This window comes from Xanthomonas hortorum (genome assembly GCF_040279205.1).
Classification (GTDB): Bacteria; Pseudomonadota; Gammaproteobacteria; order Xanthomonadales; family Xanthomonadaceae; genus Xanthomonas; species Xanthomonas hortorum_F.
The window spans coordinates 1-14,195 of the sequence record NZ_JBEOLS010000084.1; the positions used below are offsets into that span (position 1 = coordinate 1).

The following is a 14,195-nucleotide window of genomic DNA, read 5'->3' on the forward strand; positions in this document are numbered from 1 at the left end:
AGGATCTCGTACGTCATCAAATGCAGCTTCTGCAGGCCGCAGTCAACAGCGCCGATCAACGCGTCAACCGGGTGGTGGAGAACGCGCTTCCCCGGCTGACGCAATTGAGCAACCAGGCATTGACGCAGACGCTGGAGCCGTCGGCAGAGCGATTCAACAAGAAGATGGACCACGCTGAGCAGACGCTTCAGCAGGCCACCAAGCGCTATGCACAGGCACAGCACTCCCTTGAAACAACCGCCACCCGACGCATGTGGATCGCATCAATTGCCATGCTGGTATCGGGTGTTATAAGCGTGATCGTCGCAGGCTACGCGCTGTACAGTACCAAAGCAGTTATTGCAGAAGCCGCACAGCGCCGGTCTGAAATTGCCTATCTAAAACTGTTGGCCGACGCTGACCTCGTTCCCTGCGGCAAGGACAGACTATGCGCGGTCTTCGAGAAGAAGGGGCCGCGCTATGGTGAGAGTAGCCAATACCGAGTGATCGCTTTGCGCCAATCCCAAACGCGCTAAACGGCCAAGCCAACAAAATTCTCAAGACCCAAAATGCGCGATTCAATCAAATCACTGCCCTGACTTTTTCTCAGAATTGAAAAGAGTTAAGGGCTTAGCTGGATATTTGGCAAGCTTCCAAGAGGCCCTACACAAATTCTCTAATTTCATACAAATAGCACCAATCTCAATCAATGGATCATCCTTGCCATTTACGTCACCAGGGCTACTGGGCGACTGACCGAGCCGAATTGTTTTTATCGGACCATATATCGTATTAACCTCATCCAAAGTGAGTGACGAATATTCACCACCCCCACCCATTGGAATTTTATGTATCATTTTATTTCTCATCAACCCCAATTGACGTAACCAACCAGGACTGCTTTCAGTGCCAAGCTCAGTCAATAGTAAAGAAACTAGTGGATTTTTTCTCGATTCTAAATTGCTTGACTTCTTTAGCCATCCTTCTAAGCGCGCCAGGTTGTCAATATTGTCCCCGGCTCCCACATGAATTGCGGCTACTCTTGCCAAGTGATCGCGAGCAGAACAAAGCTCTGTAGCCAACGAATGAAAGTTTGAATGTATATTTAATAGAGGCGCATTGGAAAACCACTCACCAACCTTCACGTTATCTTCAAGCGCCCATCTCAATTGCTCGTGATAACCATCGGAGATGTCTTTCAGTCTTGCACTAGAAGCTCTTAAGTGCCTAGATATAAACTGGGCTGAAGCTGAGTATTCCTTATCTTTAACCTCACCAGCCCGGAAAGATATTGCAGCCCATGAATCAGCAGCTGAAAGCTGACTTGCGCTATCTCGCGAGCCGTATTCCCATACTTCCATTAAATTGCGTTCATCATCTGGGCTATTTCGATACTTGGCGCACATCCCGAGGAAGTATGCACCACACTGTTCGGCAAATTGCTTGTGAGCTACAGCATCACGAAATACAAGCGCAGCAGGTTCGTCATCAGAAGGTATGGGAAGAAGACTCCAGCCCTGCTCAGTAAGATGTCCGCGAAGTCCGCCTGAAAAGTGAACTTCTTGCATGGCGTAACTTTTACTACGTTTCAACTCGCTTATTTCGAAGCTCACTTAAATTTCTCCTTTGCCGGTGGCCCAAGGATGGTGTGTAAATTTTGCTAAAAAATCAAATACCCACCATCTTCAAAGGTAAAGCGAACTCGACAAATTTTTCAGCTAAGCCGCCTTGCTGAGCGGCTCGCTGTGGATCCATGCGGTGGTGGTTACACTTGCGTTAGGCGCTCACGCATGACGGCGACGTACTGGTCGGTCATCTCAATTCCCACTCCCTCGAAACCCTCTAAGTGCGCAGCCACCAACGTCGTGCCGCTGCCAGCGAACGGGTCAAGGATCCGACCACCCACTTCGCAGATCCGCACCAATTGCCGCATCAACTCTGTGGGCTTGCCGGTCAGGTGATGCTTATCGGCCTTGCGCACCGACTCACGGATGACGCCGGGCAGTATGGGCGCACGGCGATCAAGCGGCATGTTGCCCTTGCTGCCCCACACGATGTATTCGGCCTGGTTGCGGAAGCGACCCAGCTGCGGCCGCACGCCTTCGGTCTTATCCCAGACAGTAATGCCGCGCCAGGTGAAGCCTGCGATCTGCAGCGCGTCGGTGGTCAGCGGCAGCTGCCGCCAGTCGGTGAACAGCAGCACCGGTGCGCCGTCCTTGAGCACGCGCGCGCACTCGGACAACCACAGATGCATCCACTTCAGGTGTGAGCGTTGGTCGCGCTCGTCGCCAACGAAGTCGGCGTGCAGTTGCGCGCCGCCACCCTGGACGTACTTCTGCGATGGCGGCTTGGCCCGTGCCACAGCAGTGAGACCGCCACTCGCGTAAGGCGGATCAGTGATCAGTGCGTCGAACGAATTCGCCTCGAGCGTGGGCAGGATGGTCAGGGCGTCGCCCTGCAGGAGCTGGTTTTTCATGGTGAGAGCCTTCTTGGATTCGCTCGCGGCGATCGGTGATGAGGCTCTCGGCCTTCAGGTGATTGAGCGTGCCGCAGCGCGGGCACTTGATCTGGATTTCATCGAAGGCGCCGGCCTTGCACAGCAGGCGGGCGCATTCGCCACAACGGAGGTTCTTGAGCATTGCGTGGTCTTGCAGTGGGAAAGGATTACGCGGCCGCTGGCGGCGCATAGGGGGCGAAGGCGATCACCTCATCGCCCACCCAGTCGTTGATCTTCAACATGCGCGCCTGCAGCGGTTCGAGCTCGTTGGCGGCCCACACGGCAGCGGCTTCACGGATCGAGCCGAAGCCGCCGGCGTTCTGCGGCACGATGCCCATCAGCTGCGGTGGTATCCGCAGCGCGGCCAGCATGTCGTCGCGGGTGATGCCCTTGATGCCGCTGAACTCGTCCTTGGCCGCCACCTCGCTGACCGGGATCAGCTTCAAGCCGTCCTTGTTGCCGCCCGGCGAGTACAGGAACAGATTGCGGAAGTTGCCCGGCCCCTTGGCGCCCTTCATGGCGTTGCGCAACGCGTCGACATCCTCCTGGCTCTGCTGCGGGTCGGTCAGGTACAGGATGAAACCGGCATGCGAGCCGTTGTTGTAATACTTGCGCCGGAACAGCGTGGCCGACTCGTTGAGCAGCGCGGACTGCATCGCCGGCATCCATTCGGGCAGGCCGTAGAGCTCCTGATCGACATCGGCCTCGCGCAGCTGGAACACGCTGCCGGGCTCGAACACGTGCTCGTCGTGCCAAGTGCGCACCTGGAAATACTCGCCCTCGGTGACGCCGCGCCGCATGTATTTGGACAGCGGCGCAGCCAGTGACAGTGCACCGCCCAACCGGTTGCGACGGCGTTCAAGGTAGCCATTGCCCAGCGTGATCCAGTCCAGCGACAGCTGCTCGAAGGCCTCGCGCGTCAACAGCCGGTGCGGCTTGAACGTGCGCGCCAGCATGTTGCGCTTGAAGATCAGCCCGGACTGCAGAAACGGATTGCTGCGCGTGGTCTTGGACAGGCCATCCAGCGCCACCGGCGGCTCGTACCAACGCCCGTTCTGCCAGCACTCCAGATAGTCCAGCACCCCGCGCCCGTCGAGCACCGGCGTCGGGTCACCAAAGGTGAACGCCTCGGTACGTGCGGGCACTGCTGGCGCTGCAGGCGCGGTGGCGGGCAGCTGGTCGGTCAACATCAAGAGATCTCCATGAAGCCGGAGTTGCGCGCGGTGCGCCCTTCCAGCGGTTCGTTCTGCAGCGCGTGGAACAGTGCCCACGCCAGGTCCGCGTGGCCGGTCTCTTCCGAGCGGCCGGCGGTGAAGGTGGACTGGCGGCCGCTGGCCGTCATGGTCTTGCGGATGGCCATCAACGATTGCGCCACGTCGGTCCAGCCGGCGTCGAACTCCAGCCGGCCGTTGTGGATCACGTCGAACGCCTTGAGCACCAGGCGTGTTTTGACCTCGGGCGAGTAGCTGAAGGTGACCAGATTCGGGAAGAACTGCTTCACCAGCTGCGCCACGCCGCTGCCCATGCCGGTAGTGTCGATGCCGATGTAGGTCACCCAGTAGCGGCGCGTGATGCGCTCGATTTCAGCGGCCTGCTTGGCAAAGTCCATGCCCCGGAATTGGATCCGCTCCAGCAGCCGGAACTTGCCGCCGGGCTGCTGCGGTGGCGCCAGCACGACCAGGCCGGCGGTGTCGCCGGTTTCGGCCGGGTCGTAGCCGATCCACACCGCGCGATCGCCGTAGGGCCGCGCGGCGAACGGTTTGTAGTCCTGGCCCCATTCGACCCAGCTGTCGACCATGCACGGTTGCAGCATCGCCAGCGGGAAGATGCTGGCGCCGTCGTCGACGAACTCGCACATCAACAGGTTGGCGAACGCGTCCGGGCTGTATTCCTCGCGCAGCTCGTCGATGTCGAACAGGTCGCAGCCACGGCGCTGGGCGTCGAGGATGTTGACGATCTGCCGCCAAGCGCGGTCCTGGCAGCGGCGCCCGCCGGCCAACGCATCGTGCGAGACATCGATCTGGATCCGCTGCGCGGCCGGCTTGCCCTTGTTACGGCGCTCACCGGTCCAGAACGTGTAGGCCTCATGGGCCATGCTCGATGGCGTGCTGAAGTAGGTCTTGCGCCATTTCTTGTGCATCGCCATGCCGCTGGCGACTTTGTTCAATTCGTTGAACCCGTAGGTCCAGAAGAACTCGTCGAAATAGAAATTGCCGTGGTAGCCCTGCGCTGTGCGCGCATTTGTGCCGAGGAAGAACAGCTCGGCGCCGTTGGGGAACACGATGCTGTCGCCGCCGGAGAGCGTCTCGTCGATCGTCTCGCGCACAAACTGCTGCATATAGCCGCGAAACAGATGCGCCTGCGCCTTGGACGCACTGAGGAAGATCTGATTGCGCCCGGTGGTGAGCGCATCGATCAGCGCTTCGCGGGCGAAGTAAAACGTTGCACCGATCTGGCGCGATTTGAGGATGATGCGGGTGCGCTCGTTGCTGGCCCGGTACCAATCGCGCTGATAGTCGAAGCAGCCGTCGATGAACGCGGTGGTCAGCTGCTCGACCTGTTCCTCAGTGAAGTCGTTGCGCTTGGGCTTCTTCTTCGGGGCGGCGTTGCGGTTCGCAACAGCCGGATTCAGATCAGCTTCGTTGCCGCCGCCCTGGTAACGCTGGATGCGCGCCTGGCGCTCCAGCTGCCGATGCAGCAGATCGATTTCTTTGAAGTCGCCGCCGGACTTTTCCGGCTTCATGATCAGCACGACCAGGCGCGCTTCGAGCGCACCGCCGATGCGCTCAACGTTGTCTGCGCGATCCCACTCGTCACGCGACTTCCAGCTGTGTACAGTCTTCTCGTTCTCGCCGATGGCCTGCGCAATTTCGGTCACGCGCCATCCCATCCAGTACAGGAACTTGGCCTGTCTGCGGGTGTCCATCGGGAGCTGGGTGGCAACGCTTTGCATGCCGACCAGGGTGCAGCCCACCTCTTAATCCCGACAGTTCAACGACGCGTAATCACCTTGTTTACACGGTGATTGCGTTGCTGCGTTGTGCGTCGCGTTTGACCATGGGTCATCGCAAACGTACCCAGCGCAAAGGACACCCATGTCGGCCAAGGCCAAGAAGTTCCGCTCCAACTGGTTCCGCGTGGCCGTCGAAGGCGCCACCACCGATGGCCGCACGATCCAACGCAGCTGGATCGATGACATGGCCGCGACCTACAACCGCGAGACCTACAACGCCCGCATCTGGATCGAGCACATGCGCAGCCTGCTGCCGGACTCGCCGTTCCGTGCGTATGGCGATGTCACTGCAGTGAAGGCCGAAGAGGTCGAGATCGATGGCACCAAGCGCCTGGCGCTGTTCGCACAGATCGAGCCGACCGCCGACCTGATCACCATCAACAAGTCCAAGCAGAAGCTCTACACCAGCATCGAGGTGCAGGAGAAGTTCGCCAACACCGGCAAGGCGTATCTGGTCGGCCTGGCTGTGACCGATTCGCCGGCCAGCCTGGGCACCTCCATGCTCAGCTTCGCCAGCCAACACCCCGACGCCAATCCGCTGGCCGATCGCAAGCAGTCGCCGGGCAACCTGTTCACCGTCGCCGAGGAAACCGCGCTGGAATTTAGCGAGGTCAGCGAAGGCCCCGTCGCCGGCCTGCTCAACCGGATCCGCACCGCACTCAAGAGCGAAGACGCCACCAGCATCACCGCCGCGCAGTTCGCAGACCTCGGCGAGGGCATCGAAGAGATCGCCGAGCACGTGCGCGGTCAGGACGAGCGCTTCAACCGCCTGCAGGCCGAACACGCCGCGCAGCAGAACAAGCAAGAGCAGCTGGCGAACGACCTGGCGCAGCTGCGCGAGTCGCTGTCGCAGCAGGCCGACCCCACGCAGGCCGCACGCCCGGTGGTCACCGGCAGCGGCGCGGCCGTGCTGACCGACTGCTGATCCCACACCACACACACGCCGCAGCGCCACACCCTTCGGAGCCACCATGCAAAACGCCACCCGCCTGCAGTTCAACCAATTTGCCGAGCAGATCGCCAAGATCAACGGCGTCAGCAATGCGTTTCACTCCTTCACCGTCGAGCCGACCGTGCAGCAGAAGCTGGAAACGCGCATGCAGGAATCCAGCGAGTTCCTGTCCAAGATCAACATCATCCCGGTGGACGAGTTGTCCGGCCAAAAAGTGGGCATCGGCGTCACTGGCAGCATCGCCAGCCGCACCGATACCGGCGCCGGCAAGACCCGCACCCCGCGCAACGTGGCCGCGCTCGACAAGAACGACTACGTCGCCAAGAAGACCGACTTCGATACGGCCATTCCGTATGCGCTGCTCGATGCCTGGGCCAAGTTTCCGGACTTCCAGGCGCGCTTGCGCGATGCCATCGTCAAGCGTCAGGCGCTGGACCGTCTGCAGATCGGCTTCAACGGCACACACGCCGCTGCCGACACCGACCGCGCCGCATTCCCGCTGCTGGAAGACGTCAACATCGGCTGGCTGCAGCAATACCGCACCAACGCTGCCCAGCGCGTGCTGGCGAGCGGCAAGACGGCCGGCAAGATGGTCATCGGCGCCGGCGATGGTGCGGACTACCGCAACCTCGACGCGCTGGTGTTCGATGTGGTGAGCAACCTGCTGGATCCGTGGCACCGCAAGGATCCGAGCCTGGTGGTCGTGCTCGGCCGCGACCTGATGCACGACAAGTATTTCCCGATGGTCAACAAGGACCAGCCGGCCAGCGAGAAGATCGCCACCGACCTGATCTTGAGCCAGCGCCGCGTCGGCGGCCTGCAGGTAGCCGAGGTGCCGTACCTGCCGGACGGCGCGCTGATGGTGACATCGCTGGCAAACCTGTCGATCTACTACCAGACCGGCGGCCGTCGCCGTTATATCCAGGAAGTGCCCGCGCGCGACCGCATCGAGAACTACGAGTCTTCCAACGATGCCTACGTGGTCGAAGACTACGGCCTGGGCTGTGTGGTCGAGCACATCGAGATCGAGGCCTAAGCCATGGCCGACAGTCCCGCCAAGCGTCACCACAGCCGCGTGCTCGCCGAGCTGGAAGCGGCGCAGCGCGCTCCGCACCAGCTGATGGCCGGCGCAACGGCCTACGAACAGCACATGGCGCAGTTGCACAGCGATCGCCTGCGGCTGAAGCAGATCCAGTCCACCCAAGGCAAGGCTGCGCTCAAGGTGCAGCTGCTGCCGACCTACGTGCCGTATCTGGCCGGCGTGCTGGCCGGCGGCCAAGGCGCGCAGGACGAGATCGTCATGACGTGCATGGTGTGGCGCATTGATGCCGGCGACTATGCCGGCGCGCTGGAGCTGGGCGCCTATGTGCTCAAGCACAACCTGCAGATGCCTGACCGCTTCTCGCGCACGGTGGGCTGCGTGCTGGCCGAGGAAATTGCCGAGGCGGCGCTGTCTGCGCAGAAGACCGGCCAGACCTTCGATGCGGCCGTGCTGGCCGACACCGCCGCGCTGACTGCCGAGCAGGACATGCCCGATGAGGTGCGCGCCAAGCTGCACCTGGCACTGGCCCGCGCATCGCTGGCAGGCATCACCGATGAGACGCCTGCCGACCAGGCGCAACCCATCGCCGCCGCCGCTGTGGCTGATCTGCAGCGCGCCATCGCACTGCATGGCGCCTGCGGCGGCAAGAAGGATCTGGAGCGCGCTGAGCGCCTCTTGAAGAAGTTCAGCGTTGAGCCTGCGGGCACCAACGCATAACCGAGCGTCCCCGCAACCCTCGCCGGCTCGGGGCTGATCCACAGCAATCCTTCGCTGCGGTGACGCCCCGACCACCGGCGATCTCTTCCGAGCCATCCATGAGCGGATTCACTGCCACCGGCACCACCAGCGCCGCGCCTGATGCGATCGCCAATGCGCCGTTCTGGCCGGCGATCGCACCGGCGAAAGTGCGCGCGAGCATGCGCCTGGATGGCACCGTCACCGATGCGCGACTGCGCCACGCCATCGTCGCCGCGATGCTGGCGGTGAACGATGAACTGCAGACCTGGGGCGATACGCAACAGGCGGCCGGCTACGCGGCGTTGGCCGATGTGCCCAGCACTACCGTCGATGGCGTCTCGCGCCGCGTGCAGCTGTATCTGCGCGCCGTTGCCTGTGCCACTGCTGTCGAGGTGGCTGAGCGTTATCGCAGCTTCGATGCCACCGACAGTGCCAACCAGCGCGCCGATGACTTGTCGCCGAGCATCACTGAGTTGCGCCGCGACCAGCGCTGGGCGGTGCGCGATCTGCAGGACAAACCGCGCAGCACGGTAGAGCTCATCTGATGCGCGTGCATGCCATGCAAGGCGACACCGTCGACCTGCTGTGCTGGCGCCATCTGGGCAGCACGGCCGGCCTGGTCGAGCGCACCTATCTCCTCAATCCCGGCCTAGCCGAGCTGGGCGCCGTGCTGCCGCACGGAACGCCGGTGGAGTTGCCCGAGGTAACCACCACCACAGCGGCAATGACGCCGCTTGTGCAGCTATGGGACTGACCTGATGACCGAACCCACCTCCGTATCGAGCGGCTTTTTGATCGCCACCGGTGTGGGCCTTGCCTCCGTGCTGCCTGGCATCGACGGCGATGCACTGATCGGCGCCTTCGCCGGCGGCGCGCTGTTCGTGGTGTCCGCCGCCAAGCAACCGCTGTTGGCGCGGCTGATCTATTTCCCGGTGAGCGTGATCGCCGGCTATCAGCTGGCGCCGGAGATCCTGCGCTGGATCCCGCTGATCAAGTCCAGCGGTGTGGCCGCCTTCGGCAGCGCGGCGTGCGCGATCACGTTCACGCTCGGCCTGATCGAAAAGAGCAAGTCGTTCGATTTTTCTTTCCTACGTCGTGGAGGTCCGCCCAGTGCATAGCCTGGTCACCGTCCTGACGTTGATGGCCTCGCTCGCCATCTGCGTCCGTCTGCTCACCTACCACCGGCCGGCCGATGCCCGCCATCGGCGCGGCGCCGGCTGGTGTGCCTGGTTGCTGATCGCCAGCACCGGCGGCCAGGCGCTGCACATCCTGCTGGCCGGCGCCGGCTCGCAAGTCAGTCTCTGGCACCTGGGCACGTTGATCGTGCTGGCGGTGCTCACCTACCGCGCCCAGGGCAATGTGGCGCGCATCCTCAAGGTCGATTGATGTTCACCGATACCCAACTTGCCTCGATCATGCAGTGCTCCGCGCAACGCGCACAGCGCTGGCACGGCCCACTGCTCGCCGCCGCTAACCGCTTCGGCATCACCACCAAGCGCCGCGCCGCGCACTGGCTCGGCCAGGTCGGCCACGAAAGCCTGAGCCTGTCGCGCATGGAAGAAGGGCTGACCTACACCACCAGCGCACGACTGTTGGAAGTCTTCGGCGCACGCATCACGCCGGCACAAGCACCCAAGTTCCTGCGCAATCCGGTGGGCCTGGCCAACTTCGTCTACGCCGACCGCCTGGGCAACGGTAACGAGGCCAGCGGCGATGGCTATCGCCACCGAGGCCGTGGTCCGATGCAGCACACCTTCCGGGGCAACTACCGCCGTATCGGCGTGCTGATCGATCTGCCGGTGGAAGAGCAGCCGGATCTGCTGCTGCAGGTTGAGCCAAGCGCATTGGCTGCGGCGGCGTACTGGCACGACAACGGGCTCAACGTGCTGGCCGATGCGGGCGATGTGCTCGGCCTGGGCCGCAAGATCAACCTGGGCAATGTGCGCGCCAAGCGCCTGCCCGAAGGCCATAGCGATCGCGTCACGCGCACGCAGCGCGCCCTGCAGATCCTGGGAGTGAACTGATGGTCACGCGCGTGATCATCCTGCTGGCGCTGATTGCACTGCTCGTCGGTGGCTGCGTGTGGCAGGAGCGCCGCGTCGGTGCCGCGCAGACAGATCGCGATGCCGCGCTGCAGGCCAAGCGCCAGGCCGAGGCAGAACGCGACAGCGCCAAAGGCTCTACCACCGTCGTCACGCAATACGTCGACCGCGTGCAGATCGTGCGCGAAGCCGGCGCCACCATCACCCGCGAGATCCCGATCTATGTCACCCAGAAAGCCGATGCTGCTTGCGCTATCCCTGCTGGCTTTGTGCGGCTGCACGACGCCGCCGCCACGGGCCACCCTGCCGGGCCGCCCACCGGAGATCCTGATGCGCCGGCCGCCGGCATTACGCTCTCTGGCATTGCCGGTACCGTCGCCAACAACTACACCAGCTGCCACGCCACCGCCGCGCAGCTGAGCGCGCTGCAGGACTGGATCGATCTGCATCTGCCGGCAGCGGCACCATGATCAAGCCCGCCAGCCTGCGCGCGCATCTGGTCGCGGCCTTGCCTGATCTGGCCCGCGATGCCGACCGGCTGCTGGTGTTTATCGACGCCGGCAGCCTGGTCAGCACGTTCCAGCCGGGGCTATCGTTCGAGTACCAGTACACGCTCAATCTGATCGTGACCGACTACGCCGGTCACCCGGACAGCGTGATGCTGCCGCTGCTGGAATGGGTGCAGGTGAATCAGTCCGAGCTGCTCTCCAACCCCGCGCGCCGTGGCGACATCGCCTTCGAGGCCGACATCCTCGCCAACGATGCTGTGGATCTGTCGATCAAGTTGCCGCTGACCGAACGCGTGGTGGTGACGGCGAAAGATGGCGGCGGCTATGACATGACGCATGCGCCCGAGCCGGTGATCGATACGACATGGATGAGCTGACCGCGCTTGAGAACTGGGCAGCGCCGTTGCTGGCGCGCCTGCAGCCTGGCGAACGCCGCACGCTGGCCCGCAAGATCGGCACGGAACTACGGAGGTCGCAGAGCCAGCGCATCGGCAAGCAGCAGGCGCCCGATGGCACCCAGTACGCACCGCGCAAGCAGCAGCTGCGGCAGAAGTCCGGGCGCGTCAAACGCGCAAAGATGTTTGCCAAGCTGCGGCAGGCCAAGTTCCTCAAGGTCAGCGCCAGCCCAAATGCCGTAAGCGTGGGGTTTGTGGGGCGGGTCTCGCGTCTTGCGAGCGTGCATCAAGAAGGTCTGGCCGAGAAAATTCGGCCAGACGGGCCTAGAGTTAGCTATGAGAAACGCACCTTACTAGGGCTGGCGAAGGCTGACTACGCACGTATTCGTGAAATGCTAATTAATCGCTTAGCCTCGTAAAGGCTTATTAGCTACGACTCAATGCATGGCGAATTTTCGTGGCGCGAGAGGCTTCTATTGAAATATTTCTCGGCCGATAACCACGACTATCTGTAAAAGCATCCATCCGCTCAGAAAGCGATTCATCTTGCTCTCTATTTTCTCCCGTACTGACATTTGTATCCAAGCTTCCAGGCTGTCTCTTCTCCACGCCTTGAAGAACTTCGCGAGACTGACAGTGCTTGTAAAATATAGGGGGAAGCACTCCCCACCCCTTAATCAGAAAGACTCCGTAATTACGAAATAGTCCGGAATCAAACGGACCATATTTCTTATGTCTTTCGCCTTGGTCAGCAATTGATCCGTGGCGTGCCAAATTATCATGCCAACCCTCAAATACGCTATTACGCTTCTGATACGCCGCCAAAGCGAAATCCAATGCAAAAATCACACAGTCATTCAACGACTTTTGGGCCTCTGCCTCAATCACTACCATGCGTGCACTGCCGCCAAACCTTGACCGCAGCATGGATGCGAGCTTTGTATATCCCGGCAACGCCTTCTCGTTAGCGGCTGATGCAGATTCAAGCACAATCAACGTAGATGCCCCATCCTCATGGTGTTTGACATCAACGGCGAAGTGGTGAACGTTAGGATAATCGCGCACGATAGCGCGCTGCCGCCCTTGCGAACTACGTCCGGCCTCAAGGGAATCAATAAAATCGCCTACAGAATCGAATGCGCGGAGGTTTAAATCTTCGTAGCGATAAGATGCAACCACCTCATGCAAATTGTCGATGTCAATAATAGTGTCGCTAGGAGTTGGCTGAATCCCATTGGCCAGGTTATTCAATGTATTCCTAGCATATTGGTGCAGGCTCGAATCATTGGCGCTAGAGTATTTCGAATTCTGCAATTCGCTAGCCAGCAACTCAGCTTTACGACGCGGACGACTTGCCAATCCTGAAAATTCCGCAGGCCTAGGAGGTGATGACCGCTCCGGCGTTGATTGCGGAGAGTTCTCAGAAGATGATGGAGCTTGATAGCTTGGCTCCGGAGCACTGCTTCTGCTTGACTTGAGACCAAGAGATCTTAATATACTTTTCATCGAATCAAATCCGTATAAACGAATACAAAGCATGCCTGATCAAAAAGTGGAAAGCATTGCTGCTAGCGAAAGCCGTTTGACATAAGCGAAGCGTCAACCTTCAATGGGCCTCAGTAAAATATTTTAAATTTTTAAGTTAGGCATATCGTATTTTCATTTATAGTTAAAGAATGCTTCGAGTGCAGACAAGATCAGTCCAGATATAGTAAATGCCATTGTGTGGCAGATATGTAGATAGCTCTGAAAATATTTATTTGCTGTGAATTCCGTTAAACATAATTATTGCATGAACCTGCATCAGATCGGCCCAAGACTAGAAGGCTTGATACGTCGGCACAACTTGTAGCGCGTCGTTCTACAGGACATTTGTGTTGGTCTAAAGGCATCGATAGGGAAATCTACAAAAGTTTCCTATCGGTACCATCATGGCTTCTTTCACTGCAGTCGACCTGTCTAAACTTCAGGCCCCAGATCTGATCGAGGTACTGAACTTCGAGACGATATTCGCCGAAGCGCTTGCCCAATTCCAAAACCTACTGCCTGAGTTCTCCGCTCTCACAGAGTCGGACCCGGTATACAAACTCCTACAGCTGTTCGCGGCCCGCGAGTTGCTGATTCGCCAGCGCGCCAACGACAAGGCGCAGCAGACCATGCTGGCCTTCGCCACCGGCACCAATCTCGATCACCTGGGTGCTTTGTTCGGCGTCGCTCGCCTGGTGCTGGATCCCGGTCAACCCGATGCCGGCGTCGCGCCGAGCTTTGAGTCGGACGTGGACTTCCGCCGCCGCATCCAGCTGGCGCCCGAAGGCTTCAGCGTGGCCGGCCCCGAGGGCGCCTACATCTATCACGCACTCAGTGCGGCCGCCGATGTCATGGACGCCAGCGCCACCAGCCCGGCACCTGGGCAAGTGCTGGTCACCGTGCAATCGCGCACCGGCGATGGCACCGCACCGCAGGCGCTGCTCGATCAAGTGGCCGCCATGCTCACCGATGACGACGTGCGGCCGATGACGGACGAAGTCGCCGTGCAGAGCGCGCAAATCGTTCCCTACGCCATCCGTGGACGCGTCTACACCTACGCCGGCCCCGACTCGGCGGTGGTCATGCGCGAGGCGCTGCGCAGCCTGCAGGCGTATCTGGATGAGGCACACCGCATCGGCCGCGATGTGCCCGAGTCGGCCATCAAGGCCAAGCTGTTCGCCGATGGCGTGCAGCGCGTTGAGCTGGACTCGCCTGCAGCCGACATCCGGATCAGCCGCACGCAGGCCGCCTACTGCACAGCGATCGACATCGTGCACGCCGGCATCGATGAGTAATTCCCCGCTGCCGCCCAATGCCACGCCGATGGAACGCGCCCTGGCCGCCGTCGCCGAGCGCCTGGAGGCGATCCCGCTGCCGTACCCCGATCTGTGGAACCCGGACACGTGCCCGGCCGGCCATCTGCCATGGCTGGCGTGGACGCTCTCGGTCGACGACTGGAAGGCCGACTGGAGCGATGCGGTCAAGCGCTCGCGCCTGCGCA

20 protein-coding genes are annotated in these 14,195 nt (G+C 61.0%); 14 read left to right on the forward strand and 6 right to left on the reverse strand.

The genetic code is table 11. The features are described from left to right. Positions 1–515 (forward strand): hypothetical protein (locus ABS769_RS20995; protein ID WP_317063406.1); only part of this gene is annotated, 515 nt, incomplete at its 5' end. Positions 516–566: 51 nt separating this feature from the next. Here the strand turns inward: ABS769_RS20995 and ABS769_RS21000 are convergent. The 5 genes from ABS769_RS21000 to ABS769_RS21020 all read right to left on the reverse strand — a co-directional run bounded on the left by ABS769_RS21000 (position 567) and on the right by ABS769_RS21020 (position 5,429). Continuing rightward, entirely contained in the window at positions 567–1,592 is a 1,026-nt protein-coding gene (locus ABS769_RS21000; protein ID WP_317063408.1) for a hypothetical protein, read from the reverse strand. A gap of 152 nt (positions 1,593–1,744) precedes the next feature. Continuing rightward, positions 1,745–2,455, reverse strand: a complete 711-nt coding sequence (locus tag ABS769_RS21005) for a DNA-methyltransferase (RefSeq protein WP_317063410.1) — start codon at positions 2,453–2,455, stop codon at positions 1,745–1,747. Next, entirely contained in the window at positions 2,373–2,666 is a 294-nt protein-coding gene (locus ABS769_RS21010) for a Com family DNA-binding transcriptional regulator (protein WP_350498272.1), read from the reverse strand. The genes ABS769_RS21005 and ABS769_RS21010 overlap by 83 nt, the downstream gene beginning before the upstream one ends. Then, positions 2,644–3,666: a phage portal protein gene (locus ABS769_RS21015; RefSeq protein WP_317063165.1), complete on the reverse strand. Its 1,023-nt coding sequence runs from the start codon at positions 3,664–3,666 to the stop codon at positions 2,644–2,646. Before ABS769_RS21015 ends, ABS769_RS21010 begins: the two co-directional genes overlap by 23 nt. Further along, the gene (locus ABS769_RS21020; RefSeq protein ID WP_317063176.1) at positions 3,666–5,429 is read right to left on the reverse strand and encodes a terminase ATPase subunit family protein; all 1,764 of its coding nucleotides are present in this window, start codon (positions 5,427–5,429) and stop codon (positions 3,666–3,668) included. The genes ABS769_RS21015 and ABS769_RS21020 overlap by 1 nt, the downstream gene beginning before the upstream one ends. Before the next feature lie 142 nt (positions 5,430–5,571). On the opposite strand from ABS769_RS21020, the gene ABS769_RS21025 reads away from it, so the two are divergent. The 11 genes from ABS769_RS21025 to ABS769_RS21075 all read left to right on the forward strand — a co-directional run bounded on the left by ABS769_RS21025 (position 5,572) and on the right by ABS769_RS21075 (position 11,586). Further along, the gene (locus ABS769_RS21025) at positions 5,572–6,414 is read left to right on the forward strand and encodes a GPO family capsid scaffolding protein (protein ID WP_317063166.1); all 843 of its coding nucleotides are present in this window, start codon (positions 5,572–5,574) and stop codon (positions 6,412–6,414) included. A gap of 46 nt (positions 6,415–6,460) precedes the next feature. Further along, the gene (locus ABS769_RS21030; protein ID WP_317063167.1) at positions 6,461–7,477 is read left to right on the forward strand and encodes a phage major capsid protein, P2 family; all 1,017 of its coding nucleotides are present in this window, start codon (positions 6,461–6,463) and stop codon (positions 7,475–7,477) included. Between the two features lie 3 nt (positions 7,478–7,480). Further along, positions 7,481–8,200, forward strand: coding sequence for a phage terminase small subunit (gene gpM / locus ABS769_RS21035; RefSeq protein WP_317063168.1), 720 nt, complete (start codon positions 7,481–7,483; stop codon positions 8,198–8,200). Between the two features lie 98 nt (positions 8,201–8,298). Beyond that, complete coding sequence (locus ABS769_RS21040; RefSeq protein WP_350498273.1) at positions 8,299–8,766, forward strand: head completion/stabilization protein; 468 nt, start codon at positions 8,299–8,301, stop codon at positions 8,764–8,766. Continuing rightward, the gene (locus ABS769_RS21045) at positions 8,766–8,975 is read left to right on the forward strand and encodes a tail protein X (protein WP_005917735.1); all 210 of its coding nucleotides are present in this window, start codon (positions 8,766–8,768) and stop codon (positions 8,973–8,975) included. The genes ABS769_RS21040 and ABS769_RS21045 overlap by 1 nt, the downstream gene beginning before the upstream one ends. Before the next feature lie 4 nt (positions 8,976–8,979). Further along, the gene (locus tag ABS769_RS21050; protein ID WP_317063170.1) at positions 8,980–9,339 is read left to right on the forward strand and encodes a phage holin family protein; all 360 of its coding nucleotides are present in this window, start codon (positions 8,980–8,982) and stop codon (positions 9,337–9,339) included. Continuing rightward, on the forward strand, positions 9,332–9,607 hold the full coding sequence (locus ABS769_RS21055; RefSeq protein ID WP_041182704.1) for a phage holin family protein: 276 nt from the start codon (positions 9,332–9,334) through the stop codon (positions 9,605–9,607). The genes ABS769_RS21050 and ABS769_RS21055 overlap by 8 nt, the downstream gene beginning before the upstream one ends. After that, positions 9,607–10,245: a glycoside hydrolase family 19 protein gene (locus ABS769_RS21060; protein ID WP_317063171.1), complete on the forward strand. Its 639-nt coding sequence runs from the start codon at positions 9,607–9,609 to the stop codon at positions 10,243–10,245. Before ABS769_RS21055 ends, ABS769_RS21060 begins: the two co-directional genes overlap by 1 nt. Next, positions 10,245–10,733, forward strand: coding sequence for a hypothetical protein (locus ABS769_RS21065; protein ID WP_317063172.1), 489 nt, complete (start codon positions 10,245–10,247; stop codon positions 10,731–10,733). Before ABS769_RS21060 ends, ABS769_RS21065 begins: the two co-directional genes overlap by 1 nt. Beyond that, the gene (locus tag ABS769_RS21070) at positions 10,730–11,149 is read left to right on the forward strand and encodes a phage tail protein (RefSeq protein WP_350498274.1); all 420 of its coding nucleotides are present in this window, start codon (positions 10,730–10,732) and stop codon (positions 11,147–11,149) included. Before ABS769_RS21065 ends, ABS769_RS21070 begins: the two co-directional genes overlap by 4 nt. Further along, positions 11,137–11,586, forward strand: coding sequence for a phage virion morphogenesis protein (locus tag ABS769_RS21075; protein ID WP_317063174.1), 450 nt, complete (start codon positions 11,137–11,139; stop codon positions 11,584–11,586). Before ABS769_RS21070 ends, ABS769_RS21075 begins: the two co-directional genes overlap by 13 nt. Positions 11,587–11,593: 7 nt before the next feature. On the opposite strand, the gene xopJ is transcribed toward ABS769_RS21075, so the two are convergent. Continuing rightward, a complete protein-coding gene (gene xopJ, locus ABS769_RS21080) occupies positions 11,594–12,673 on the reverse strand; it encodes a YopJ family type III secretion system effector XopJ (RefSeq protein ID WP_317063175.1) in 1,080 nt (359 codons plus the stop codon). A 425-nt stretch (positions 12,674–13,098) separates the two neighbouring features. On the opposite strand from xopJ, the gene ABS769_RS21085 reads away from it, so the two are divergent. Next, positions 13,099–13,989: a baseplate assembly protein gene (locus ABS769_RS21085; protein WP_350498275.1), complete on the forward strand. Its 891-nt coding sequence runs from the start codon at positions 13,099–13,101 to the stop codon at positions 13,987–13,989. Further along, a partial coding sequence (locus ABS769_RS21090; RefSeq protein ID WP_350498276.1) for a phage tail protein I occupies positions 13,982–14,195 on the forward strand: 214 nt, incomplete at its 3' end. The genes ABS769_RS21085 and ABS769_RS21090, both read left to right, overlap by 8 nt.